Genomic DNA, 23,850 nt, shown 5'->3' on the forward strand with positions numbered 1-23,850 from the left:
ACGACATACGCTCCCGCCGACAAGCTGCGCTGCTACGGGAGGTGCGTTCCAGAGCCGCTGCAGCCCCCCATCATTACCGTTAATGACGACCATAAAGACGATTGTCTTCAGCTTTCCAGAGGGTCGCGTAACATCGCGCCATCACTTGCTCATCCCCCATTCAGCTCAAAGGACCATCGCCATGACTATCCACCTGATTAACGCTGCCGTCCTCTCCGTCGTGACCGTGTTCCTGGTCAACCGTGCATTTGCCCTGTACGACCTGGTCAACGCAGCGACTGTTTCCGAACATATCTAAGCCCCAGCGGATGCCGGGAGGCTCACGGCATTGGCCGGGTTTCCTGGGACATGAATTCGGTGATTCGCGAACGCAACCAGCGTTCGGCCGGATCGTTGTCGTGGACGCCGCTCCAGACCATCGACAGCTCAGCAGGCTCGATGGCGAACGGCGGATCTTCAGCGCGTAGCGCACAGCCTTCCACCAAGGCACAGGCGGCATAATCCGGGACCGTGGCAATCAGCTCCGTGCCCGCCAGCAACGCCCGCAAGCCACTGAACTGCGGCACCGCCACCACGACCTTGCGCGCCCGCCCGACCTTGGCCAGGTCCAGGTCGATGTTGCCCGACAGGTCCCCCGAGAACGACACCATGGTGTGCGGCCTTGCGCAGTAATCATCCAGCGTCAGCGTGCCCGGACGCTTGTCGCCGCGCAGCACCTTGACGCCGATATCCCGCAGTTTCTTGCGCTTGGCGTTGGCCGGCAATTCGGTGGTGTAGCTGATGCCGACCGAAATCTCTCCCGAGGCCAGCAGTGCCGGCATCAACAGGAAGTTGGCCCGACGCACCACCACGATGATCCCCGGCGCCTCTTCCCGCAGCCGGGTCAGCAGCGGCGGAAACAGCCCGAACTCGGCGTCGTCCGAGAGCCCGATGCGGAAGATGTCGCAACTGGTGGAGGGATCGAACTCCTTGGCGCGGCTCACCGCACCGGAAATGGTATCCAGCGCAGGCTTGAGTTCCTTGAGAATGTCCAGAGCCCGCGCGGTGGGCTCCATGGCCCGGCCGTTGCGCAGCAGCAACGGGTCGTCGAACAGGTCGCGCAACCGCGCCAGGGCCGCGCTGATCGCCGGCTGGCCCATGAACAGTTTCTCGGCCACCCGCGTCAGGTTGCGTTCGAACATCAGGGCTTCGAAGATCACCAGCAGGTTCATGTCGACGCGGCGCAGGTCGTTGCGATTCATTGAGTCATTCCGTGGTCAGCGTGGAGGATGCCGAAGCGGCGAGCGGGCATGAGCATATCCTTTGCAACGGCGTCGTTGAACCGGGATTTTCGCGAACCAGCCTGCGCAGGTATACACGCCTAGCCGCGTGAGGAATTGAACGAATGTGCGCTTTGAAAACGCCCCCGGATCGCTGCACAGCACTGACTGACTAAAATCAGCACAGCGCATCAATTCAAGCATCGCCGATGCCTGACAGAGTGGCACCCTGCTTTCGCTCTCTGAATAAGGCCGATCCATGGCAAGCCGCTTATCCGTTCTGACCCTGGCGCTGGTCGCCATCTCCCCTGACCTTATGGCCGCCACCGACGATGAACATGGCTTTCTGGCCGACACCTCGCTTGACGTCCTGTCGCGTAATTTCTTCCTGCAAAACGACTACCGAACCGGGCAACGGGACCAGAGTTATCGCCAGGAATGGGCCCAGGGCTTTATCGCCAACCTGCACTCGGGCTTCACCCAAGGCACCCTGGGTGTGGGTGTCGATGCCCATGGTTTCTACGGCCTGAAACTCGACGGCGGTCGCGGCCATGCAGGCGCCGGGCTGCTGCCGCTGGACAGCGACGGCCGTGCCGAGAGCGACTATTCCGATGCCGGCGCCGCGCTGAAACTGCGGCTGTCGAAGACCACCCTGAAAGTGGGCGAAATGGAAGTCGAGACGCCAGTTTTCGACACTGGCGACAAACGCCTGCAACCCGAGTATGCGACGGGCCTGCTGCTCGACAGCCGAGACATCGACGGTCTGAAGCTGGTGGCCGGACACTTCAACGCGTTCAAGAATCAGAATGCCTCGACGTCCAGAGGCGACTTCGACGGATACGGCGCCAGCACACGGGGTCGCGCCATCAGCCTGGCGGGTGTCGAAACCACCGGCAAGGAACCGCTGGGCGGTTCGGTCTACGCCTCCCAATTGACCGACACCTGGCGACAGTACTACGGCAACCTGCACTACCTGAACGTGCTTTCGGACAACAGTGCCCTGCTGCTGGACAGCAATCTGTACCGCACCCTGGATCAGGGCAGCGCCCGCGCTGGCGCAATCGACAACACCGCCTACAGCCTCTCGGCGCGGTACAGCGTGGGCGTCCAGGCGTTCACCCTGGGCTGGCAGAAGATAGATGGCGACACGCCGTTCGATTTCGTCGGTGGCGACTCGATCTACCTCGCCAACTCGATCAAGTACGCCGACTTCAACGGCGCCCACGAACAGTCCTGGCAGCTGCGTTATGACCTGGACGCCAGTGCATTCGGCGTGCCGGGGCTCAAGTTCATGACCCGCTACGTGCGCGGCAGCCAGATCGACGGCACCCACGCGCCACAGGGTGCGGTCTATCAACCGTTCGATGAGGTGACGGGGCGGTATCAGCCGATCCAGGGCCAGGGCGGGCGACACTGGGAGCGGGATATCGATGTGAAATATGTGGTGCAGTCGGGTCCGGCCAAGGACCTGTCGCTGAACCTTTCCCACGTCGCTCACCGGGGTAACGCAGCTCAGGGCGGCGACGATATCGACCGGTTGTATATCGTGGTGGAGTACCCGCTGGACCTGCTCAAGTAAGCCCGATCACTGCGCGCAGCAAGCTGGCGCCCCGGCCATGGAGCGGCGCCAGTTGAACGGGGTGATACCCACTTCACGGGTGAACACCCGGGTGAAATGGGATTGATCGGCAAAGCCGCAATCCAGGCTGATCTGCGAGATGGTCAGCGCCGAATCGCCGAGCAGGCCCTTGGCCTTGTCCAGGCGCAGTTGCAGGTACCAGTCACGGGGGGACAGGCCGGTGTTTTTCTTGAAGGCGCGGGAAAAATGGCTACGCGACAGGGAGCACTCATTGGCAACCTGGGCAATCGACAGGCCCTTGTCCATCTGGCTGGCCATCAACTCCTTGGCGCGGCGTTCCTGCCAGGGCGACAGCGCCACGCGGTCGGCCGAGGCGTCAGGTTCGGGCTGTTCGTCGACCGGATTCAGATACACCGACAGCTCGTGAACGACCTGGTCCAGCAACTCCTGCTCACTGCCCAGCAGTGAACGCATGGAGGCCAGCAGCGAGCGAAACTGTGAAGGGTTCATGGCGTTCATTTCGGGCTCTCCAGCTTATCAGGGCGGTTCATGGAGTCTGGGCGGGCACCACCTTAAAGTCCTTCCTGAGGCATTAAATGTTCTGAATGGTTAATAACGTCACCCGTCTCAAGAGCCCGTTGCAGACGCTTTCAGAACTTTTCAGGTGCAGCACAAAGACGATCATGGCGGTGAGCGCTATGGTCAATTTTCCGAGGCAGGTTCGCTGCGAGGGATGCAAGTGACCACCCGATACATAGCTGGCGTCTCGATCCCCAACAGCGCGATGGCACGCGCGGCGACCGAGCTGATGCGCGACACCCAGTCCGGGCTGCTGTTCGATTCGGCCCTGCGTACCTTTGTGTTCGCGAGCCTGCTGGGTCAGGGACGAGAACTGCGTTACAGCCCGGAATTGCTGTACGTTGGCGCGCTTTTTCTGCGCATCGGCGTGACGGCGCTCTACCGACACTCGCAACGGCGCTTCGAGGTGGACAGCGCGGATGCGGCGGCGGAATTCCTGCGCGGGTTCGGGCGCTCCCGCGAGGACATCGACGGGGTCTGGGATGCGATCGCCCTGCACACCACGCCCGGAATCGCCCGGCACAAACCGGCACTGACTGCGCTGCTAGCTACTGCGGTGGAGGCCGATCTGCTGGGCCGTCATTGCCAGACGCTGTGCCCCGATACGCTGGCGCGAATCCTCAGTGCCCTGCCCCATGAGCCTGGCTTCAAGGTCAAGCTGCTGCACACCCTGGCGCTGGGCCAGATGCATCGCCCGCAAAGTACCTCGGGGACGGTGAACGCCGATGTGCTGACGTTTCATGACCGGCAGATGAAAGTGGACGGATTCTGCAAACAGCTACTGGATGCGCGCTGGCCGTGATTCCGAGCCCGTAGCAGTCCGACTTGCCGGCGTAGCGTCCTCAAGATCGCTCCCGCGGGCAAGCCGGACTGCTACGGGATTGGGTTGGATGAACGATATCGGCCGGACACCTCAACCTGTAGGAGCGCGCTTGCCCGCGATGGCGGACTTGAAATCACCGACGCCGGCAAGCCGGGCTGCTACGCCGCCGCTGGCAAGGTAAACACGAACGTCGTCCCGCCAAACCGCGCGGGCATCACGTACAACTGCCCGCCGTGGGCGTGGATGATGGTGCGGCAGATCGCAAGGCCCATGCCCATGCCTTTGTCCTTGGTGGTGAAGAATGCGTTGAACACCTTGCCCAGGTGCTCGGCCTCGACGCCGGGGCCGGTGTCTTCCACGCTGACCACCAGGTACTCCTCCGCCACGGCATGGCTGGCAATCGACAACCGGCGCAACACGTGATCGCCAGGACTCATCGCCTCAAGCGCATTGACGATCAGGTTCAACACCACCTGCTGCAACTGCACACTGGAGCCCATCACCTGCAGCGGCGAGCGGGTCAGGTCGGTGGTCATCAGCACCCGTTGCTGCTCGCCTTCCGCCTGGGTCAGCGCAACCACATGGCGGATCACGTCGTTGATCTGCAGCGCGCGACGGTGCTGCGCATCCTGGCGCGCCAGTGACTGCAAGGCCCTGACGATGTCTCCGGCGCGCTTGCCGTCCTGGACGATGTCGTGCAGGCCCGATAGCGCCTCGCCGATCCGCGGCGTCTCGCGATTGAGCCAGCGCAGGCTCGCCGCGGCGTTGGACACCATGGATGCCAGCGGCTGGTTGATCTCGTGAGCGATGGAGGCCGCCAGTTCGCCCATCATCGTCGCCTGGGACACCTGGGCAAGCCTTGCCCGGGCAGTGCGCAGCGCGGTTTCAATGTCCTGACGGCGAGCGTTTTCCCGCAGCAACTGGTCATGCAGGCGTGCGGTTTCCAGCGAAGTCGCCGCCTGCCCGGCCAACAGCTCCAGCACCCCTGCCCGGCTGGCCGTGAACACCCCAGGCGTCAGGTTGTTTTCCAGATACAGCACGCCGATCAGCCGGCGCTGCTTGAGCAACGGCAGGCAGACCGCCGAACGCACCTCCTGGTCCTTGAGGTACTCATCGGCGCCGAAATAGGCATCCGCCCGCACATCATCGATCAACAGACGCTGATGGGTGCGCATCACCCGATACAGGATCGACAGCGGCAAGTGCAGCTTGGTGGGGACCATCTGCGTGAGCTCGATCTGCAGCCCGGTGTCATCGCCCTGGCCCAATGCGCAGATCTGCGGCGCATCGTTCTTGACCAGCATCAGCAGCGCTCGCTGCGCCCCGGCGTGGATCATGGTGGTGCTCATGAGCATTTCGATCAGCCGGTCCTGATCGGTTTCCTCGCTCAGGGCCTGGGCGGCCTTCATCACCGAAGACAAATCCAGGGTGTCCTGCCCACCGGGAATGCTGATGGAGCTGCGCGAGACAACCGCTGCTTCCTCGTCAGACAGCCGTGCGCACAGCGCGGGCCGGTGCGCAACCGGATCCCCCGCCGACTGGCCCAGGGTCAGTTCGGGAATGTCCTGGAACTGCCGCCACTGGCAGCGGCAGGTGCGCAGGTCGGCCAGCAAGCTGGCGGCGCTCTGGTAGCGCTCATCGGGGTTCTTGGCGATCAGCTTGAACACCAGTTGCGAGAGCACTGGCGGGATGTCCCCCCGATAAAGGTTCAAGGCCGTCGGCTGGCGTGCGATGTGGCAGTACACCCACTCCACGGCATCGCGGGCCTCGAACGGCAGGCGCCCGGTCAGCCACTCGTAGAATGTCATGCCCAGCGAGTAGAGGTCGCTGCGCTGGTCGGCACGCCGCTCGACCTTGCGCGACTGCTCCGGCGACATGTACGCCAGGGTGCCGCAGATCGAATCGGACACCGGCATGTGCCCGGAAGGATGGGCCTGCACACTCAACCCGAAGCCGGTAAGGCGCACCACTCCATCGGCGCCTTCGAGCAGATTGCCAGGCTTGATGTCCCTATGCAGCAGGCCGCTGACGTGGGCCTGGGACAACGCCGCTGCCGCACCGATGGCGATATCCAGAAAGCGCTCCACGGAGAACGGTTCGTCGGCCCGCACATACAAGGGCTGAGCGGACGGATCGCTGAGCACCAGCAACGGGCTTTCGACGCCCGACAGCAGCGTCAGCGGCTGGGCCGCCCCGCGGGAACGGTGGGTCACGCGACGACTTCCAGACGCTCGTGCATCTTCAGCAACTCGATGACATTGCGCGCGCACATCTTGGTCATGACGTGCTTCTTGTGGACCTTGGCCGTGACTTCGCTGGTGCCCAGCTCCACGGCGATCTGCTTGTTCATCCGGCCGGTGACCAGCAGTGCCATGACCTCTTTCTCTCGCGGAGTGAGGGTATTGAAGCGCTCGCGTACGGTGCTGGTCAGGCATCGCTCGGACAGATTGGCGGCGTCATTGGCCAGCGCCTCGCGCACCAGGTCCAGCAGTTGTTCGGGCTCGAAGGGCTTGGTGAGGAATTCGTGGGCGCCGGCCTTGATGGCCTTTACCGACATGGCGATGGTGCCGTAGCCGGTCATGAAGATGATCGGGAAATGCAGGCCCCGGGCGAGCAGTTCATCCTGCAGGTCGAACCCCGTGCCCTGGGCCAGGTTGACGTCCAGCAACAGGCAGGTGGGTGCGTCCTCCACCGGCTGCGCAAGAAATGCCTCGGCGCTGTCGAAGGCGCTGCAGGCGATGTCTTCGGAGCTCAGCAGGCGCATCAGCGCAGTGCGAATGGCCGCGTCGTCGTCGACCACATACACCCTGGGTGTCGCTCTCATAAATGCTTCCGTCGGTTCAGCGGGCAGCCGCCAATGCTTTCTGATGCCGGGCATGATACCCGTCGGGGCCGCTTGGCACAGCGCGAACCGACTGCAGGCTTGCCAGGGTCGCGGGCGGATCAAAGGTGTATGGGTCGGGCCGCAGCGTCTGGCCTTCCAGCTCGTGCAAATGGCCGGTGCGCAGGCAGGCGCGGGTTGCGCTGAGCATCCGGTAGAAGCGGAACGGCCCTTGCGCCGTGACCATCAGCATCGATTTGGTCGCCAGGCGCACCATGCAATCCATGATGCAGGCACGGCCCAGGGTTGCGCACTCGAGCGCCGTGCAGGCCTGATCAAGGGTGAAACGCCCGTCCAGATCGGCCAGCAGCCGCAGCACCGTGCGTTCCTCCTGATTGAGCAGACGATAGCTCCAGGCCAGTGATGATTGCAGGGTTTGCTGACGCGGCGGCGCGGTGCGCAGGCTGGCTGACAGCAAATGGACGCTGTCGTCCAGGCTTTGAATCAACTGGAACAGGCCCAGGGCGCACGCCCGTGCGGCCGCCATTTCCAGCGCCAGCGGAATACCGTCCAGACGACGGCAGACTTCGCCCACCAGATCGACGCTGTAATCGTCCAGCTCCGCGTCAGGGGTGGCGGCGATCTGGCAATCCAGCGAGCGCCAGTGACGCATGAACAGTTGCGCCGAACCGCTGCCCAGAATCGCCTCGCGGCCGGCTTCAGGTCCGGGGGATGTCAGCGGTGGCACCCGCAGGCTGCGCTCGCCGGCAATGCGCAGCGGCTCGCGGCTGGTGGCCAGGATGCGCACCGACGGCACGGCCAGCAGCAAGGTTTGCGCAAGCTCGGCCACCTGATCGATGAGGTGCTCGCAGTTATCGAAGATGATCAGCCCAGGGTTGCGTTCCAGATGTTCGATCAGAGCCTGCTGCAGCAGTTCGGGTTGCAGGCGCTCGACCACCAGCGCAGTGCCCAGCGCCCGGGCCACTGATTCGCGGCATTGCAACTGCGCCAAGGGCACGAAGCAGACAGGCATGGAGCCCGTCTCCAGCCGTTGCCTGCCCAAGGCCACGGCAAGGCTGGTCTTGCCCACACCGCCGGGGCCGATCAGTGTGACCAACGCTGCAGAATCGCTCAGCGCGGTGTCGATCTCAGCGAGCAGCGCCTGGCGCCCCACCAGTTCGACGGCGGCCGGCAGCCGGATGTTGCTGAAAGAAGGCGGTTGCACGGGGTTGGCCGGGGACGGCGGCGTCCCGTCGCCACCGCTGCACTCGCCTGCCAGCAACAGATAGCCGCGCCCCGGCACTGTGCGGATCAGGTCACGATCACTGCCCAGCGCCTTGCGCAAGGCCGAAATGTGCACCTGCAGGTTGTTCTCCTCGACCACCGTGTCCGGCCAGACCTGCTCCAGAATCTGCTCCTTGGTCACCAGATGCCCCTGATGGCGTACCAGCAGCTCAAGGATATCGAACGCGCGAGTGCCAATGCGCAGGGCAACGCCGTCTTTGAAAACGTCTCGCGACTCCAGGGAGACGGTAGCCTGACCGACACTGATCATGTTGTTCACACAGTCCTTTAAGTGGATAAGCACGCCCCTGAACCGCTGAACACAGCCACGGGCAGACGCCCGCGAGCCGGTTGCAACGCAGCTGATCCATTCTCATTCAGTGCCTATCTAACCAGCAAAACATGAACATGGATATTACCTGTAGGGGTAGTTACCGGCAGGTAATGGAGCAGCGAGCCTGGGCCATGCACCATCGGTTATAGACAGCCCGCCCCCGCTGTCCCTACCATCCCCGCGTGCCACAGCGGCCAGAATACCTCTAGCGGATATCACCCAATGTCGACAGTCGTTCCCCATTACTCGCTGGCCTGGAGCCTGCTTCTGTTGCTCGCTGACGTGGTGGCCTGGCACCTGCTCGCCGAGCGCGGCCGGATTGCCCAGGTGGGCGCCCGCCTGGGCCTGTTCGTCGCCTACAGCCTGGTCATCATCAATGCCGGGGTCAGCCCGCTGGAGGCGCCCAACTGGCCTGACGACAGCGCGCTGCAATTCGGCGCCACGGCGCTGGCGATCGTCTGGTGGGTCTACGCCGCCCGCTCGCTGACCGTGGTGCTGGGGCTGTTGCTGACCGGGCGTGTCGGCCACAGTGGCCGCCTGTTGCAGGAGGTGATCGGTGCGGTGATCTTCCTGATCGCCATCGTCGCGGCCGCAGGTTACGTCTTGCAGTTGCCGGTCAAGGGCCTGCTGGCGACATCGGGGGCGATGGCGATCATTGTCGGCCTGGCCTTGCAGAGCACCTTGAGCGACGTGTTTTCCGGGATCATCCTCAACACCACCAAGCCGTATCAGGTCGATGATTCGATCTCCATCGACGGCATGGAGGGCAAGGTCATGGACATCGACTGGCGTGCCACGCACCTGCTGACCGGGGTCGGGACCATGGTGGTGATTCCCAACTCGGTGGCGGCCAAGGCGAAGATCGTCAACCTGAGCCGGCCGGTCAACATTCATGGGGTGTCGATCAACATCATGATGTCGCCGCACATCCGCCCGCGCCGGGTGCTCGATGCGCTGGAGCGGGCGTTGCAGGGTTGCAGCGCACTGTTGCAGACGCCCCGCCCTCGCGCCGTGGTCAAGGACACCAGCCCCACCACCATCGAATATGCCGTGACGGGGTTTATCAGCGATCTGTCGACCAAGAGCGATGTGCGCAACCTGCTGTTCGACCTAGCCTACCGGCATCTGGAAGCGGCGGGTATCGCCTGGCAATCAGAGACCACCGCTGAAGCCGTGTCTCGGCCGCGCGCACTGCTCGATGAGGTGAAGGTGTTTCGTACCAGCACGGCCGAGGAGAAGAATCAGTTGGCGCAAACCATGGTCGCCCGCGAATACGCTGCCGGGCAGACCATCATTGAGTTGGGTGAGGTGACTGACGGGTTGTATGTGATCGCCACGGGCGTGGTGTCGGCCAGTGTGCCGGACGGCAGCACCATGGTCGAAGCCGGGCGCATGGGGCCTGGCGAGGTGATGGGTGAGCAGAGCGTGCTGGCGGATACACCGTCGGAGGGGCGGTTCAACGCGATCACCTCGTGCGTGATCTACCGCATCGACAAGGCCGCGACCCGCAGCGCCATGGAGCAACGAGCCGAAATCACCACCGCGCTGAACAAGCTTCAGGCGATTCGTCAGCAGAGCAGCCAGCACGTGTTGCTGCGCAAGCCGGTGGCGATCAAGAAGAGCAATTTTCTGGGGTGGTTGCAGAAGCGCTGAGGAGTCCGGCTTGCCGGCGTCGGCGGTCTTGAAGGCAACCGCTGTCAGGCATCCGCCTCGAGCAGCGAGCGCAGCATCCACGCGGCCTTTTCGTGTACCTGCATGCGCTGGGTCAGCAAGTCCGCCGTTGGCTCGTCACTGACTTTTTCCAGCAAGGGGAACAGCCCACGGGCCGTACGTACCACCGCTTCCTGCCCCTTGACCAACTGGCGAATCATGTCGGCAGCCGCCGGAACCCCCGGCTCTTCCTCGATGGAAGACAACCGCGCGTAAGTCGAGTAGGTCCCCGGTGCCGGAAAACCCAGTGCGCGAATACGCTCGGCGATGGAGTCAACCGCTGTCGCCAGCTCCGTGTACTGCTCTTCGAACAGCAAATGCAGCGTGCGGAACATCGGCCCGGTCACGTTCCAGTGGAAGTTGTGGGTCTTGAGGTACAGCACGTACGTATCAGAGATCAGCCGCGACAAACCCTCGACGATTTCTGCGCGATCCTGTTGGTTGATACCGATTTCGATAGCCATGTTTGCTCCCTGTGGTCTGTGTCGCGTTTCGTTGTGACCATTCTAGGGAGCATGACTCAATAGCTGAAATCACTCATACCAATCGCAACCATCGACAATCACTATGACTGGGTACGGTCCGGCCGGGTCAGCCCCAGCTTGTCGATCCGATAGCGCAACATGTCCCGGGTCAGCCCCAGCAGCCGCGCAGACTTGGTGACATTCCAGTCAGTCTTGTCCAGCACCTTGCGCACCATCTCGTTCTCGACTTCCGGCAGGTTCATGTTGCCCAGCCCCTCATCGACCGAATGCGACTGCGGATGCGCAGGTGTGTGAGAATGCGTGTTGGGCACCAGGTGCGGCACGAACGGCATCGGGCTCATGGGTTCGTCCATCAGGCTCATGCACAGGCCCAGTTGATGGGGCGCGATGCAGTTGGTCTGGGTCAGCAGCACCGTCTGCTCGAGCATGTTGCGCAACTCGCGCACGTTGCCCGGCCAGCTGTAGCTGCGCAACAGGTGCTCGGCTTCGTTGCTGAAATACAGATCGCTCTTGCCGTACCGCTTGCCGTGCATCTGCAGGAAGTGTCGCGCCAGGCGGATCACGTCATCGCCACGGGCCTGCAGACGCGGCACCTTGATCGAGATGATCCGCAGGCGGAAGAACAGGTCACGGCGGAACTTGCCCTGCTGCACCATCTGTTCGAGGTTGCAGTTGGTGGCGCTGATGATCCGCAGGTCGACCTTGCGCTCTTTAACCGAGCCGATGCGGCGCACGGTGCGGTCTTCCAGCAGCTTGAGCAGCTTGGCCTGCAGCAACAGGTCCATTTCACCCACTTCATCCAGGAACAGCGTGCCGCCATCGGCGGCTTCCACCAACCCTGTGCGACGATCCTTGGCGTCGGTGAACGCGCCCTTCTCATGGCCGAACAACTCGGCCTCGATCAGGTGGGCCGGAATCGACGCACAGTTGAATTCCACGAACGGTCCCTTGCTGCGCGGCCCGTCGAAATGCAGGGCGCGGGCGATCAGTTCCTTGCCGGTGCCGGTGTCGCCTTCGACCAGTACCGGCGGCAGATCGCTGCTGGTCATGCGTCGCTCGGCGTCAAGCAACTGAGTGACTACGCCCTTGACCGTCATCATGGCAGGTGAGTCGCCAATCAGCGCCTGCAACCCGGAATGCTTGGCTTCGCGGTCCTGATAGAACGACAGCGTGCGCTCGAGGCGTTCGGCGGCCAGTGCCTTGTCCAGCAACAGCTTCAATTCCGGCAGCGCCACAGGCTTGGTCAGGTAATGGAAGGCGCCCTCCTTCATCGCCGTGACCGCGTCTTCGATGTTGCCGTAGCCGGTCATCATGATGAGCTTCAGGTCCGGCGCGCTTTGCTTCAAGGCGTTGATCAACTCATGGCCGCTCATGCCCGGCAATGAGTTGTCGGTGAGCACCACGTCTGGCCGCCAGGTCTGGAGGGTCTTGAGCGCGTCTTCTGCCGAATGACAGACCCGCGCCTCGAAATCCCGACGCTCCAGATAGGTCTGGATGTTACTGGCCAGGAGCTCGTCATCTTCAACCACGAGTATGCTGTGTTCCATCGACTCCCCCTCCTGCCGCAATTTTGAAAGTCAGCTTCACGCGAGTGCCTTCCTGCTCCCGGCTGGTCAACGAGACCTTGCCGGCGAAGCGCTCCATGATCCGCTTGACCAATACCAGCCCCACGCCAAGCCCACCCTGTTTGGTGGTAAAGAACGGCTTGAACACCATCGCCTCCTGCTGCCGGGACATGCCCTTGCCGTTGTCGGCGACGGTCAGGTAGACCCGACCGCGAGCAGGCTCTGCCTGGATGTCGATCACAAGCTTGCCGTCCTTGGTCATCGCCTCCAGGGCGTTGGCCATCAGACTGTTGAGAATCTGCGCCAGCAGAATGCGCTGGCTGATCACCATCGGAACCGGCTGCGGCGCGAACTCGACCTGGATGTTGGCGCGACGTATCTGCTGTTCATAGGACTGCAACACATCCTGCATGCACGCCACCACATCCACCGCCTCGGACTCGCCACTGATCGGTCGCAACGAGAGAAGCAATTCGCGTACCCACTTCGACATACGGTCAACCTGGTTGATGATGTCGTTGATGTTCTTCTGCGCAGCAGGGTCGACCACTTCCAGGGCAAGTTCAGCGCTGGAACGGATGGTCGCCAGGGGGTTGCGCAGGCTGTGGGCGACCGCCGAAGACATCTCGCCCAAGGCTGCGAACTTCTCGCTGTTGATCAACTGGCGCTGCTGGAATTCAAGCAGGCGCGAGGCCCTGCGCACGATCCAGAACAGCCCCAGGTAAATGATCATGCCGCCAAGCCCGGTGGACACCCAGATCACCACGTAGCCGCGCTCGATGCTGGCGATCAGGTCCTTGGGTTCCTTGTAGATTTCGACGATGGCCAGCACGTCCTTTTCTTCGGCGTCGAACAGCGGAATGTAGTTCTCTATAAAGAGGTAATCCGGCGGGTTGAGGAATTTCTGTTCGTTCTGCCGGCGCTGGGTTTCGTGGTGTGCGGTGCCCGTGCGCTGGCGCGAATGGAACGCGGCTTCGAGGTCGTCGTTGCCCAGGATCGCCTTGCCGATCAGGGCCGGGTTGGTGGACCAGATAATCACCCGATCCGGTGCGTAGACGTTGACCAGCAAGGCATCCGGCAAGGAAGAAATGTGGTCGAGAAACTCGTCCCGGGACTTGCGCCGGGTCTCTGGATCGACGTCGGCCACGGGCAGGTCGCGGCGGGTGTCGAGCAGTTCAGCCATGGTGCGGCTGGTGGGAATTTCTGCGTGGCGGATCTCGGCCGAAGCGATGGCGTGGACGAACTGGGAGGTCAGCAAGGAGTCGCGCTGCACCGCTTCACTGACCACGAAACGGGTGGAGATCAGGCCCAGGCCGATGGCCACCGAGGCGATCACCAGGAGGCTGACGATGGAGAACCAACGCAACAGATTGAAGGGAGGGCGAGGCTTCTTTTCGATTTCTTTGATGCTGGCCTGGGTCAGCATTTCGTTGCGTCCTACAGATCCCATGACAACCGTCCCGGACACGTTTTTTAAAGTCGGTATAGCGTAAGCACAGTCATTAAGATAGCTGCATTTCATCGACCTACGCGGCGATTGATATCAGTAAGCCACCACTGAACATGACCGTTCGGCGCTTAGTCCCTGATCGGCAAAGCAGTTTTCAGAAAAGCGTTGAACTTTGTTGAACGCAAACCGTCCGTCCGACTTTTTGCGCCCCACGGACTGCCCCCTTCCCCAGCCTTTCCCCAACAGTGGGGAGAGCGCCCCACTCTGCTTGTGCCTGACCTGTAAAACGCCCCGCCCGACTACCCCATAAAAATGCCAGAGGCCTTTTGAATCAAGGCTTTCGGGGTGTGTTTGAGATTCTGGTACAGAAGTTGCGCTAGGGCTTTCAGCCTCCTGGAACCGACGCTCCGTCCGACCCACGCCAGAGGCACGGTTCATTGCGAGAGGGAAGACAAATGCCCAGCAAACTGACCCACGCCGTAACGTTGCTGTCATTGATCGCAGCGATTCACGGTTCCGCCCAGGCCGCCTTGTTTGCGGTTGATCCTGGCCCCTACAGTCCGCAGATCGGTAACTTCGCCCAGTGGTACCAGGACACCCACGGTCGTACCCTGGACCTGTGCCTTGGCAAGGCACTGAGTTCAAGGGTGCCTTCCACCCCCGGCGTTCCATCGTACATGTGCACCCTGGCCGTCGCGCCCGGTGTGTTCGATGACAACCAGCCGATGGTATTCCCCACCAACTTCCCCGACGAGGCCTTCTGGTTTCTCGCGGACGCGGCCATTCCAACGGCCGGGGCGACCACGCTCAACCTCAAGTACACCGCGGCGCTGGAGGCGGCGTTCGGCGGCGGCGACCCTGCGCCCAACGATCAGATCAGCTTCGCGCGGATCCGCATCCGCATGAACGCGGCGCCCGGCGTGTACACCATTACCCACCCCTATGGTGTGGAAGTGTTCACCGTCGATCCTCCCGTGCCCAATGGCAACGGCAACGGTAACGGCGGCGCCAACGGGATCAAGGCCATCAACATGACCCGGGACATCGGCATCACCTCGCCCGGCGTGTTCACCGGCGCCCTGGGTGGCGATGTCGGCCCCTTCCTGCGCAGCGTCAACGGCCCGTACACCGAAACCGACCCGACCACCGGGATCGCCTCGCAGTACATCGGCGACCCGAACCTGACCGAGCAAGTGACCGGCAGCCCGTTCGGTACCAACTTCGTCCGCGTACAGGGCCCCAACGGCCTGGACGTGCGCACCGACGTGTTCGGCATCACCGGCAAGCTGTCCACGGTCGTGCGGCCAACCCCGGTCGTGGTGCCTCGCGCCGACTACACCCGCAAGAATGGCGGCCCCGGCACAACCGGCGTCCAGGCCCAGGAAGACGTGTTCGCCCTGGCACCGCCACCTCCGGGCACTGCGCAGTACGCAGACACCTCGGCGGCCACTGTCCCGATGACCGAAGGCACGGCCACCGGCGCCTGGTACGGCCAGTCCACGGCCAATCCGAGCCCGCCTGCCAACGTGCAGGTCACCGCCGACAACCACCTGGCCATTGCCACCAGCACGCCGACCACTGTGCCCCACGCCCTGACGGACCTGGTGAAGATCAGCACCGCTACCTACAGCCTGAGCAACGGCCAGATCACCGTGGCCGCCAGCAGCAGTGACGAAACCGGCAACGTCACCCTGACCGCAAGCGGCAGTTCCGGCGGCGCCATTGGCGCGCTGAGCAGCACCGGCACGGTCCGCACCCTGACCACCAACATCTCGCCCATTCCACCGGCGAAGGTCACGGTGACTTCATCCAATGGCGGCAGCGATACCGAAGAAGTGGTGATCGTTCCCTGATCGCAACCACTCCTTGCACTCGAATCTGGAGGCAACATGAACAGTTGGCCAAGTCTGATTTTCGGCGCCATGAGTCTGATCGCAGTGAGCGACGCGGCAGTTGCCGCCCTCGATGCGGTAGACCCTGGGCCTTATACCGTCGCCACAGGACGTTTTCCGCAGTGGTATCGCGACCTGCCCGCCGCAACACCGGGCTCCCAGGAGCTTGAGCTGTGCCAGTCCCGCGCAGTGAGCTCGCGGGTCGCGGCCACCGTTCCACCGGCCTACATGTGTACGCTCGGTGCGGTGCCCGGTCTGTACGACGATGCGTTCCCCATGGTCTACCCGGATAACTTCCCGGACGAGATGTTCTGGTACCTGCTACAGGCGCAGCTCAAAACCAACGTCAGCCCGATTGCCGGCTACGGACTTGAAATCTACACCGCAGGCGTGGAAGCGGCCTTCGCCACCGATCCGCCCACCGACGGCTCGCAACAGAGCTTTGCGCGGATTCGCATGCGCATCGACATCCCGGCCGGACGGCCCGGGACCTACACCGTGACCCATCCCTACGGCGTAGATACTTTCAACGTCACCACCACCGGGCGGCGCGCGATCAACCTCACCCGTGACATCGGCATCGGTGCGCCTGGCGATTTCAGCGGCGCGCTGACCGGCAACCTCGGTCCGTGGGTCAAGGGCGTCGGCGGCCCCTACACCGAAATCGACCCGGAAACCGGCGCGCAGAACACCTACCTGGGCGATCCCAACGTGCCAGAAGCAGTGACCGGCAGCCCGTTCGGCACCAACTTCGTGAAAATCGAAGGCCCTGCCGGCACGCTGATCCAGAACCTTTTCACAGTCAGCGGCAAGGTGCGCGACCCACGGGTGCAAACCCCGGTCGAAGTCCGTCGCGGCACTTACAGCCGCAACGGTTCCGGCACTCGCGTGGAGCTGTTCGCCTCATCCCCGAACAGCTCAGCCCTGTGCTACCGGGAGACGCTTGCGCTGATCCCCGGCACACCGGCTTCACCTTGCCAATTCAACATGCTGGGCGACAACAACGGCAATTTCTTCGTGGCCCATTCGGCCCAGACGCTGCCGCCGTTCGTGATCCTGACCGCGACCAACCCGCTTGGCACCACCAAGCCAACGGCGGTGTCGGCCAAGCTGGTGGACGTGGTGAAAATCATTAACGCGCAGTACGCCTGGAGCAACCACACCCTGACCCTGCAAGCGACGTCCAGTGACGAAACTTCAGTGCCCGACATGATTGCCCAGGGCTTCGGCCCGATGACCAAGTCCGGCGTCACCCAGCAATTGACCGTGCCTAACCTGTCGCAGCCACCGGCCTTCATCACCGTCAAATCGGCACGCGGCGGCGAGGACACCGAAGCGGTGGTCGTGGTCGGCACGGCGCCCAATACCGGGCCCAACCAGCCGCCTGTGGCCGTCAACGACAGCGGCAGTACCGGCTTTGGTGTCCCTGTGACGCTGAACGTGCTCGCCAATGACAGCGACCCTGACAACGATGTACCGCTGAGCGTCAGCGACCTGACCCAACCGGCCACAGGCCAAGGCACCGTCGCGCTGAACGGCAGCACATCGATCGTCTACACACCGCCTGCCGTGGTCAACGCGCCGCTCACTGCCACCTTCACCTACAAGGCCGTGGACAGCAAAGGGCTCAAATCCCTGGCCCCGGCGACCGTGAGCGTGACCGTGACGCCTAACCGTCCACCGGTTGCCGGTGCCGATACCGGCGCCACCCTGGCGGGCAGCCCGCTGGTGGTCAACGTACTGGCCAACGACACCGACCCTGAAGGCAACGTACCGCTGACCGTCAACAACCTGACCCAGCCTGCTGTCGGACGCGGCACCGTGACCACCAACGGCACCACCGTGACCTACACGCCGCCGGCCACCATTACCGCGCCGTTCACCGCGACGTTCACCTACCAGGCCGCTGACTCCTTCGGAGCCCTGTCGACACCTGCCACGGTCAACATCTCGGTCACTGCGCCACCGGCTGGCAACGAGACCCTGACCATCACCTCGGCCGCAGTCCAGGTGCGTGGCGGTGGCGCCCTGTTCAGTTGGGATATCTCGGGCACCAGTTCCGTGACCACGGGCAACACCATCGTGATCACGGTCACCACCCCGACGGGCGTGCAGGAGCTGGATCGCGTGACGGTCCCCGTGACCGGGCGCTGGAGAAGTTCGGTGGTCAACACCATCGCACCACGGGCGACCAACCCGACCGCGACCGCCACCTCGTCCAAGGGCACGGTCCGGACACTGCCGATCACCGTTCGTTGATGAAGTACGGCCCGTCTGTGTGAAGACGCAGGCGGGCCAGGCGTCCCGGGTCGCCAGCCGGTGACCGGGGACAGGAGAACAGCATGTCACTGATATGTGCGGGTTCGCGGTTCGCTCGTCCGGCCGTTCTGTGCCAGGCGCTGATGGCGCTGGTGCTGCTAGCGCCGTGGCTGTCGGTGCAGGCCGACGAGCTGAGCGGTGACGAGCTGGGCGGCGGTTCGGAACTCGGTGCGCCGGTCAGTTTTCCGGGCGGCACCTTCGTCGGTGGCCAGCAGGCCAGCATCCTGCAACAGGGCAACGCCAACGTCGCCAACCTGTCGCAGAACGGTACTTCGCTGGTGGGCAACATCGTGCAGGTCGGCAGTGCCCAGGAGGCGTTCATCCTGCAACAGGGCAGCGACCTGACGGCGTACATCAGCCAGCAGGGTTCGGGCAACCAGGCGCGGATCACCCAGACCGGCTCGGACAATCAGGCAGCAATTTCGCAACGGGGCGCCAACAACAGCGCCAGCATCGAACAGGCAGGCAGCGGGCTGCAGAGCAGCATCAGTCAGTCTGGAAATGGCCAGAGCGTAGAAGTTCGTCAAGTTCGTTGACGCGCTCGACACCTCGGCAACTTACCATCAGGAGGTCTACATCATGTTCAAACTCACCCCTGTCGCTGCTGCGGTTCTGGTCATGGTCGCAGGCCATGCGATGGCTGCCAACAGCCTCTCGAGTCAGTACCAGCAAGGAAGCGGCAACACTGCCGATGTGCAACAGGTCAACGCAGCCTACGCCTCTGTACAGCAAGTACAGATCGGTGATGGCAACGACACTGCGGCCTATCAGACGCAAACCAACTCGCAGATCGACCAGCGCCAGGAAGGCAACCAGAACGGCGCCTACGGCGAACAGCTGTACGAGACCGACAGCAAGATCACCCAGCGCCAGAACGACCAGCGCAACTCCACACAGGCCAGCCAGTCGCTGGGTACCGGCAACCAGACCACCACCCGGCAGTCGGGCAACGGCAACTTTGCCTTCGCCTACCAGGAGAATCAGCTGGGCAGCATCATCAACATCGAGCAGAGCGGCAGCAACAACCAGGCCTGGTCCGAGCAGCTGTCCGGCGGCGCCGGCAACAATGCGCAAGTCTTCCAGAACGGCGATCGCAACCAGGCGTCCACCGAACAGGTCGAGCACTTCAACGGGCAGATCCAGCTCAACCAGAACGGCAACGACAACTACATCTACTCCGATCAGCGTTATGGCAATGGCGGTTCGATCACCGCCGAGCAGAACGGCAATTTCAACACCGGCCAGCTGTTCCAGGACACCCAGACCGACAGCCACGTCAGCCTGACCCAGACCGGCACCTTCAACGAAGGTGTGCTCGATCAGATCCAGGGCACGCTGAACAACATCAACATGGTTCAGTGGGGTGACCGCAACGCCGCCAGCGTGACGCAGTACAACGTCACCAACAGCACCAGCAACGTGTACCAGAACGGCCAGGACAACCTGCACTTCAGCTCGCAGGCGGGCACCGGTCACAACCTCACCTCCTCCGCCACCGGCTCCGGCAACAAGGTCCAGGCCAGCGAACGCGAGGGGGCACGCCTGGGTGGGCAATTCGGTATCGGCCAGACCGCCTTCCTCAACCAGAATGGCAACGACAACGTCATCAACATGACCCAGAAAGGCGTTGGCAACCTGACCAACCTGAAGCAGGACGGCAATCGCAACGATGCCAAGACCACGCAGGATGACAACTACAACGAGCTGTATTTCGAACAGAACGGCAGCGACAACATCCTGATCGCCGATCAGCGTGGCGAAGGCAACTACGCCCAGGGCTCGAGCTTCGGCAATGGCAACAGTACCGACCTGACGCAATCGGGCAGCGACAACCAGTCGTTCACCTCGCAGAACGGCAATGGCAACGAGATTGTCGTCAAGCAGGCTGACAGCTACAACGTCGCCTACGTGAGCCAGTCCGGCAACCTCAACCAGGCCAACGTGAACCAGAGCGCGACCAACCAGGCAGCGAGCATTACCCAGGTGGGTAACTCGAACCAGGCGACCGTGCATCAGCAGTAGATTGCAGTGCAGTACCAAGAGCCGCCGAAAGGCGGCTTTTTTGTGGTCGCCGCAGCCACGCCCTGTTGCTGGTGGAGGATAACCTTCCCCTGCGGGAGCTGGCTTGCCAGCGAAGGCGCAGGCCCCTGTCACCCTTGTCGTGCATCACACAACCATTCGCGGGCAAGCGCGCTCCCACAGGGAGAAGTTGCTCCAACTACCGGCGCGGCAATCTTGAGACCGCTCCCGCCGGCAAGCCGTGCTGCTACGGGTTGTTCGAGTCGCCACAAACCGTAGGAGCGCGCTTGCCCGCGACGGCGGCGGTACATCCGACACGGCACTGTCGCCTGTCATGGCCTGTCGCGGGCAAGCGCGCTCCTACAGGGCGTGGGGTGGGCGCGAGTGATGGGTGCACACGCCCCCGTAGCAGCCGGGCTTGCCCGCGGGGCGGTTTTGGATGGGGCGCAGGGCCTGAGGATTCATGGGACAAAAAAAGGGGCCATCAAGGCCCCATTGACACATCAGGATCCCTACTGCCCTTCATCCGCCGGTTTGTTCTGGCTCAGGTACCGGTCCAGCGTCTCGTTCGGCGCGCTGTTGTCGCCCGCTGCCTGCCACATGTGCCGTTCGATCCCCTGGGCGACCAGGTGCCCCACGGCAGCCTCGATGGCCGACAATACACACAACTGCGCCGGCTCGTTGGTGGTGTAGCCCGCCTCCAGTTCAAGCAGTTTCTTGAACTCCACGAACTTGAACACACCTGCGTTGTAACTCGTCGAATAGATCGTCTTGCTGGTCATCACGTTCGCCAGCACCTGCCCGGAGCGCACATCCACCGCCCGCAAGTTGATGGTCACCTGATCCACGCGATATTCCTGCGAGCCGCCAATCCCCAGATACCGCGCACCTTCCCCGCCGCTCCTGACGTTGGTGTCATAGGCGACGATGCCGCCTTCGAGCATCAGGTTGGCCGACTGCAACGGTGGCAGCTCATTGGGTGTCGGTGGCGTCACCGGAGCACCGTTGGGGCCCATCACTGCTGGCGGTTTCTTCTGCCCGGCGCGGATGATCTTGCGCTCGGTCAGCAGATTCTGCAGGCCTTCACGTTCCAGTACCACGAACCAGCCGCTGGCCTGCATCGCGTCCATCAGCATGCTCGCCGCGCCCTGGGTCACGCTGGTCGAGAAGGAGCTGGCCGGGGTTGGCTTGTACTGCCCGGTCTGATCGCGGAAACCATAGACCACCGCCACCAGTCGCCCCTTGGGCCGCGGCATGTTGAGCAAGTCGTAATACGTCGATGCACGCGGCGTCAGGGTCGGGACGTCCTTGGGTTGTTCGGCCGGCATCGGCGCACGAACACCACAGCCTTGCAGTGCAGCCACCAGCATCAACAACGAGATGCATTTTTTCATGGTCCTTCGCTCCTCTGGAACTTCAGTAACCGTCAGTTGGAGGTGAGTCCGTTGACGTTCACTTCCGATACTTCGCCGGTGGCACGGTCGGTGATCTGGATACTCAGGGCACCCGAATCGTCGACGACGTTGATGATGAACGCGTCAGTGGTGAGACTGCCGGTATTGCCGTTGCGGATGTTGGTGAGCACCTGGGACAGCAGGCTGGACTGCAGTTGCTGACTGAACCGCTCCAGCGCCGTGGTGGCGGTGGTGGTCGAGCGTTTCAGGTCCGGGTCCTTGAAATCGTTCTGGGCCTGGGCTTCGTTAAGGAGGGTCGGGCCATTGAGCGGGTTGCCGCCGAAGTTCGGGTTGACCGGCGTATAGACCAGCTCCGTGGCCTGGCTCAGAAGGCTGAAACTGCTCAGACACAGGCAGGTCGAAACGGCGATTATTGTTCTGTTCATAATTCGTCCTTCCCCAGATCAGTGTTGTCCTGCAATTGAACTTGCAATTTGCGTTGAACGACTGCCGCGCGAACCTGGTCGGCGGCTTCTTCTGCCAGCGCGCGGGTTTCGGTGGCGTTGGGTGCCAGAAAACGGCGGTACACGATGCGTTGGTCATACTCGACCCAGATCAGGCTGCCCCAGCGTGGGTCGGGCCGTTCACGCACCACCAGGTTGAAATCCAGACGGCTGGTGGCGCGCAGGCGGTCGGTAAAGGCGTTGTAGAAGTTGTGGCCGACCAGCGAGATGCAGTCGTCGACGATGAAACCCATCATTTCGTCTTCGTCGTCGGCCAGGCACGCGCCGGCGTGCAGCCCGGCCAGCAGCATGGCGGCGCCCAGGCACACGGCCTTGAGGTTGGCGTTCAGGCTTTTCATTGGCTGGCACCTCCTATCGGCGTGCCCAGCGAGGTGCCCAGGGTCGCCCCGGGACCTGTGGCCGGCGGCGCGGTCAGGGTGGCGGGCGTGCCCGGTGCACCGGGACGGTTATTGGTGGATTCCTGGAACGCGTTCTCGGCCACGAAGCGCCAGTCGGCGTAACTGGTCATGTTCTCGAACTCCTGCCACTGCGTCGGAAAGTTCGCGACCTTCAACGGTGTCAGGGTCGAGCGGCTGTAGACGCCGGTGATGCGCCCGTCGATGGATTTGGTCAGGCCCCAGTTGTCGGTGCCGGTCATGGGATCGGGGTAGAGGCGACGAATGTGGCGCTGGATCGACGGGAAGCGATGGTCTTCCAGCAGTTCGTCCAAAGACTCGGGGTACTGGGCCACGCCAGTGCCGCTTCTGTAATAGCTGCGCAGGGCCTGGGCGTACTGGGTGCCGACCCAGATCAGTTGCAGCTCGCGCTCACGCTTGCCGATGGTCGACCAGACCTGCCCCACCGCCGCCAGCGCGGTGCCCATCATCAGGATCAGCAGCAAGGCGCTCATGTAGGTGAAGCCTTGCTCGCGGGGCATGGCGCCGCCGAAGCTACCATTGACCGAAAAGACTGCCATCACGCGCCCTCCCGGTAGAACCGCTCTTGATATCCGCCACCGAGCCCTGCACGCCTTCAGGCGGCGCGACGATGACCCACATGTCGTTGCGGCCGGTGACAGGGTCCTCCGGCAGGCTGCGCAGGTAGCGCTGGGTGACCATGTCTTCCAGGGATTCGGGGTAATGGCCGGTGTCGCCGTAGTAGTGGTCCAGCGCCTCGCGCATCACCGACAGGCTCTGGCGCAGCGCGGTTTCCCGCGAGTTCTCAAGGCTTGAGAAATAACGCGGCACGGCAATGGTCATCAGGGTGGCGATGATCGCCATGACCACCAGCAATTCGATGAGTGTGAAGCCGTTCTGTCTGCGCATGATGTCACCACTGCGAATAGGCGATGCCGTTGAGGCCAACGCCCTTGGCTTTGGAATACACGTCGAACACGTCCTCGCCGTCCCGCGGGTTCTGCGCTGGGCTGTCGTAGGAACGCAGGCCCCAGTCGTCCGCCGCATCGTGCTTGTTCTTGCTGTTGCCCAGGCTCTTGCTGGCCGCCATCGGGTCATTGGGAATGCGCCGCAGGAAGAAGATCTTCGCGCCCTTGGGGCTCTTCAGGTCGCGGGCGCCGTCCACCAGCACCTTGAGGCTGGCTGGGTAGCCGTTACTGGTCACCGACTTCTCGATGCGCCCCGAGTCGGCGGCGCGCTTATAGGCGTCCAGCGCATCGCGAATCTGATACAGCGCGGTGCGCAGCTCCTGCTCCTTGCCACGGCGGATGATCGTTTCGGTCAAAGGCGCGGCGATGCTCGCCAGCAGACCGACGATGGCCAGGGTCACGACCATCTCGATCAGGGTGAAGCCGCGCGTGGCGTGCCGGGCGTTCATG

Annotated in this window: 20 protein-coding genes and 1 pseudogene; 7 read left to right on the forward strand and 14 right to left on the reverse strand. The window is 63.0% G+C overall.

Annotated elements, in window-relative coordinates:
* Nucleotides 1-320: 320 nt before the first annotated feature.
* Nucleotides 321-1,241, reverse strand: a complete 921-nt coding sequence (locus ACIPOO_RS12870; RefSeq protein ID WP_274130726.1) for a LysR family transcriptional regulator — start codon at nt 1,239-1,241, stop codon at nt 321-323.
* 277 nt (nt 1,242-1,518) lie between these two features.
* On the opposite strand from ACIPOO_RS12870, the gene ACIPOO_RS12875 reads away from it, so the two are divergent.
* Nucleotides 1,519-2,838 (forward strand): OprD family porin, encoded by a 1,320-nt coding sequence (locus ACIPOO_RS12875; RefSeq protein WP_400607300.1) that lies wholly within the window; start codon nt 1,519-1,521, stop codon nt 2,836-2,838.
* Between the two features lie 6 nt (nt 2,839-2,844).
* Here ACIPOO_RS12875 and ACIPOO_RS12880 read toward each other — a convergent pair whose 3' ends face one another.
* The gene (locus ACIPOO_RS12880) at nt 2,845-3,357 is read right to left on the reverse strand and encodes a helix-turn-helix domain-containing protein (RefSeq protein WP_274130725.1); all 513 of its coding nucleotides are present in this window, start codon (nt 3,355-3,357) and stop codon (nt 2,845-2,847) included.
* Between the two features lie 214 nt (nt 3,358-3,571).
* Between ACIPOO_RS12880 and ACIPOO_RS12885 the strand changes: the two genes are divergently transcribed.
* Entirely contained in the window at nt 3,572-4,219 is a 648-nt protein-coding gene (locus ACIPOO_RS12885) for a phosphohydrolase (protein ID WP_400607303.1), read from the forward strand.
* Between the two features lie 179 nt (nt 4,220-4,398).
* Here ACIPOO_RS12885 and ACIPOO_RS12890 read toward each other — a convergent pair whose 3' ends face one another.
* The 3 genes from ACIPOO_RS12890 to ACIPOO_RS12900 are packed head-to-tail and all read right to left on the reverse strand — an operon-like array spanning nt 4,399 to nt 8,616.
* Complete coding sequence (locus tag ACIPOO_RS12890) at nt 4,399-6,453, reverse strand: ATP-binding protein (RefSeq protein WP_400607305.1); 2,055 nt, start codon at nt 6,451-6,453, stop codon at nt 4,399-4,401.
* A complete protein-coding gene (locus ACIPOO_RS12895) occupies nt 6,450-7,064 on the reverse strand; it encodes a response regulator transcription factor (protein WP_400607307.1) in 615 nt (204 codons plus the stop codon). Before ACIPOO_RS12895 ends, ACIPOO_RS12890 begins: the two co-directional genes overlap by 4 nt.
* 16 nt (nt 7,065-7,080) lie before the next feature.
* A complete protein-coding gene (locus tag ACIPOO_RS12900) occupies nt 7,081-8,616 on the reverse strand; it encodes an ATP-binding protein (protein ID WP_400607309.1) in 1,536 nt (511 codons plus the stop codon).
* A 285-nt stretch (nt 8,617-8,901) separates the two neighbouring features.
* Here ACIPOO_RS12900 and ACIPOO_RS12905 point away from each other — a divergent pair, with 285 nt between their 5' ends.
* On the forward strand, nt 8,902-10,332 hold the full coding sequence (locus ACIPOO_RS12905) for a mechanosensitive ion channel family protein (RefSeq protein WP_274130717.1): 1,431 nt from the start codon (nt 8,902-8,904) through the stop codon (nt 10,330-10,332).
* 44 nt (nt 10,333-10,376) lie between these two features.
* Here ACIPOO_RS12905 and ACIPOO_RS12910 read toward each other — a convergent pair whose 3' ends face one another.
* The 3 genes from ACIPOO_RS12910 to ACIPOO_RS12920 form a co-directional block, all read right to left on the reverse strand.
* Nucleotides 10,377-10,853 carry a Dps family protein gene (locus ACIPOO_RS12910; protein WP_400607311.1) on the reverse strand — a complete coding sequence of 159 codons (477 nt, stop codon included), beginning with the start codon at nt 10,851-10,853 and terminating at the stop codon, nt 10,377-10,379.
* A 101-nt stretch (nt 10,854-10,954) separates the two neighbouring features.
* On the reverse strand, nt 10,955-12,421 hold the full coding sequence (locus ACIPOO_RS12915; protein ID WP_400607313.1) for a sigma-54-dependent transcriptional regulator: 1,467 nt from the start codon (nt 12,419-12,421) through the stop codon (nt 10,955-10,957).
* The gene (locus ACIPOO_RS12920; RefSeq protein ID WP_274130890.1) at nt 12,396-13,865 is read right to left on the reverse strand and encodes a sensor histidine kinase; all 1,470 of its coding nucleotides are present in this window, start codon (nt 13,863-13,865) and stop codon (nt 12,396-12,398) included. The genes ACIPOO_RS12915 and ACIPOO_RS12920 overlap by 26 nt, the downstream gene beginning before the upstream one ends.
* 479 nt (nt 13,866-14,344) lie before the next feature.
* Here ACIPOO_RS12920 and ACIPOO_RS12925 point away from each other — a divergent pair, with 479 nt between their 5' ends.
* The 4 genes from ACIPOO_RS12925 to ACIPOO_RS12940 all read left to right on the forward strand — a co-directional run bounded on the left by ACIPOO_RS12925 (nt 14,345) and on the right by ACIPOO_RS12940 (nt 20,122).
* Nucleotides 14,345-15,742: a hypothetical protein gene (locus ACIPOO_RS12925; protein WP_274130711.1), complete on the forward strand. Its 1,398-nt coding sequence runs from the start codon at nt 14,345-14,347 to the stop codon at nt 15,740-15,742.
* Nucleotides 15,743-15,778: 36 nt separating this feature from the next.
* Entirely contained in the window at nt 15,779-18,040 is a 2,262-nt protein-coding gene (locus ACIPOO_RS12930) for an Ig-like domain-containing protein (protein ID WP_400607316.1), read from the forward strand.
* Nucleotides 18,041-18,123: 83 nt separating this feature from the next.
* Nucleotides 18,124-18,636: a curlin gene (locus ACIPOO_RS12935; RefSeq protein WP_400607319.1), complete on the forward strand. Its 513-nt coding sequence runs from the start codon at nt 18,124-18,126 to the stop codon at nt 18,634-18,636.
* 43 nt (nt 18,637-18,679) lie between these two features.
* Nucleotides 18,680-20,122, forward strand: coding sequence for a curlin (locus tag ACIPOO_RS12940; RefSeq protein ID WP_400607322.1), 1,443 nt, complete (start codon nt 18,680-18,682; stop codon nt 20,120-20,122).
* A gap of 509 nt (nt 20,123-20,631) precedes the next feature.
* Here ACIPOO_RS12940 and ACIPOO_RS12945 read toward each other — a convergent pair.
* From ACIPOO_RS12945 to ACIPOO_RS12970, 6 genes and pseudogenes are all read right to left on the reverse strand, one after another.
* The gene (locus ACIPOO_RS12945) at nt 20,632-21,513 is read right to left on the reverse strand and encodes a CsgG/HfaB family protein (protein WP_274130706.1); all 882 of its coding nucleotides are present in this window, start codon (nt 21,511-21,513) and stop codon (nt 20,632-20,634) included.
* Between the two features lie 32 nt (nt 21,514-21,545).
* On the reverse strand, nt 21,546-21,959 hold the full coding sequence (locus ACIPOO_RS12950) for a curli assembly protein CsgF (protein WP_274130705.1): 414 nt from the start codon (nt 21,957-21,959) through the stop codon (nt 21,546-21,548).
* On the reverse strand, nt 21,956-22,327 hold the full coding sequence (csgE, locus tag ACIPOO_RS12955; protein ID WP_274130889.1) for a curli production assembly/transport protein CsgE: 372 nt from the start codon (nt 22,325-22,327) through the stop codon (nt 21,956-21,958). The genes ACIPOO_RS12950 and csgE overlap by 4 nt, the downstream gene beginning before the upstream one ends.
* Nucleotides 22,328-22,473: 146 nt before the next feature.
* Nucleotides 22,474-22,992, reverse strand: a pseudogene (locus ACIPOO_RS12960) (type II secretion system protein); the annotation flags it as partial.
* Nucleotides 22,967-23,341, reverse strand: a complete 375-nt coding sequence (locus ACIPOO_RS12965; RefSeq protein ID WP_274130703.1) for a type II secretion system protein — start codon at nt 23,339-23,341, stop codon at nt 22,967-22,969. The gene ACIPOO_RS12965 and the pseudogene ACIPOO_RS12960, both read right to left, overlap by 26 nt.
* Before the next feature lie 4 nt (nt 23,342-23,345).
* On the reverse strand, nt 23,346-23,849 hold the full coding sequence (locus ACIPOO_RS12970; protein ID WP_274130702.1) for a type II secretion system protein: 504 nt from the start codon (nt 23,847-23,849) through the stop codon (nt 23,346-23,348).
* Nucleotide 23,850: the final 1 nt, after the last annotated feature.

It is taken from the genome of Pseudomonas sp. NPDC090201, assembly GCF_044746825.1.
Taxonomy (GTDB): domain Bacteria; phylum Pseudomonadota; class Gammaproteobacteria; order Pseudomonadales; family Pseudomonadaceae; genus Aquipseudomonas; species Aquipseudomonas putida_AD.

Bases quoted from the DNA above. Each gene is read 5' to 3' on its own strand.
- ACIPOO_RS12870 (WP_274130726.1), bottom strand. From the start codon at position 1,241: ATGAATCGCAACGACCTGCGCCGCGTCGACATGAACCTGCTGGTGATC.
- ACIPOO_RS12875 (WP_400607300.1), top strand. From the start codon at position 1,519: ATGGCAAGCCGCTTATCCGTTCTGACCCTGGCGCTGGTCGCCATCTCC.
- ACIPOO_RS12880 (WP_274130725.1), bottom strand. From the start codon at position 3,357: ATGAACGCCATGAACCCTTCACAGTTTCGCTCGCTGCTGGCCTCCATG.
- ACIPOO_RS12885 (WP_400607303.1), top strand. From the start codon at position 3,572: ATGCAAGTGACCACCCGATACATAGCTGGCGTCTCGATCCCCAACAGC.
- ACIPOO_RS12895 (WP_400607307.1), bottom strand. From the start codon at position 7,064: ATGAGAGCGACACCCAGGGTGTATGTGGTCGACGACGACGCGGCCATT.
- ACIPOO_RS12900 (WP_400607309.1), bottom strand. From the start codon at position 8,616: ATGATCAGTGTCGGTCAGGCTACCGTCTCCCTGGAGTCGCGAGACGTT.
- ACIPOO_RS12905 (WP_274130717.1), top strand. From the start codon at position 8,902: ATGTCGACAGTCGTTCCCCATTACTCGCTGGCCTGGAGCCTGCTTCTG.
- ACIPOO_RS12910 (WP_400607311.1), bottom strand. From the start codon at position 10,853: ATGGCTATCGAAATCGGTATCAACCAACAGGATCGCGCAGAAATCGTC.
- ACIPOO_RS12915 (WP_400607313.1), bottom strand. From the start codon at position 12,421: ATGGAACACAGCATACTCGTGGTTGAAGATGACGAGCTCCTGGCCAGT.
- ACIPOO_RS12920 (WP_274130890.1), bottom strand. From the start codon at position 13,865: ATGCTGACCCAGGCCAGCATCAAAGAAATCGAAAAGAAGCCTCGCCCT.
- ACIPOO_RS12925 (WP_274130711.1), top strand. From the start codon at position 14,345: ATGCCCAGCAAACTGACCCACGCCGTAACGTTGCTGTCATTGATCGCA.
- ACIPOO_RS12930 (WP_400607316.1), top strand. From the start codon at position 15,779: ATGAACAGTTGGCCAAGTCTGATTTTCGGCGCCATGAGTCTGATCGCA.
- ACIPOO_RS12935 (WP_400607319.1), top strand. From the start codon at position 18,124: ATGTCACTGATATGTGCGGGTTCGCGGTTCGCTCGTCCGGCCGTTCTG.
- ACIPOO_RS12940 (WP_400607322.1), top strand. From the start codon at position 18,680: ATGTTCAAACTCACCCCTGTCGCTGCTGCGGTTCTGGTCATGGTCGCA.
- ACIPOO_RS12945 (WP_274130706.1), bottom strand. From the start codon at position 21,513: ATGAAAAAATGCATCTCGTTGTTGATGCTGGTGGCTGCACTGCAAGGC.
- ACIPOO_RS12950 (WP_274130705.1), bottom strand. From the start codon at position 21,959: ATGAACAGAACAATAATCGCCGTTTCGACCTGCCTGTGTCTGAGCAGT.
- csgE (WP_274130889.1), bottom strand. From the start codon at position 22,327: ATGCTGCTGGCCGGGCTGCACGCCGGCGCGTGCCTGGCCGACGACGAA.
- ACIPOO_RS12965 (WP_274130703.1), bottom strand. From the start codon at position 23,341: ATGCGCAGACAGAACGGCTTCACACTCATCGAATTGCTGGTGGTCATG.
- ACIPOO_RS12970 (WP_274130702.1), bottom strand. From the start codon at position 23,849: ATGAACGCCCGGCACGCCACGCGCGGCTTCACCCTGATCGAGATGGTC.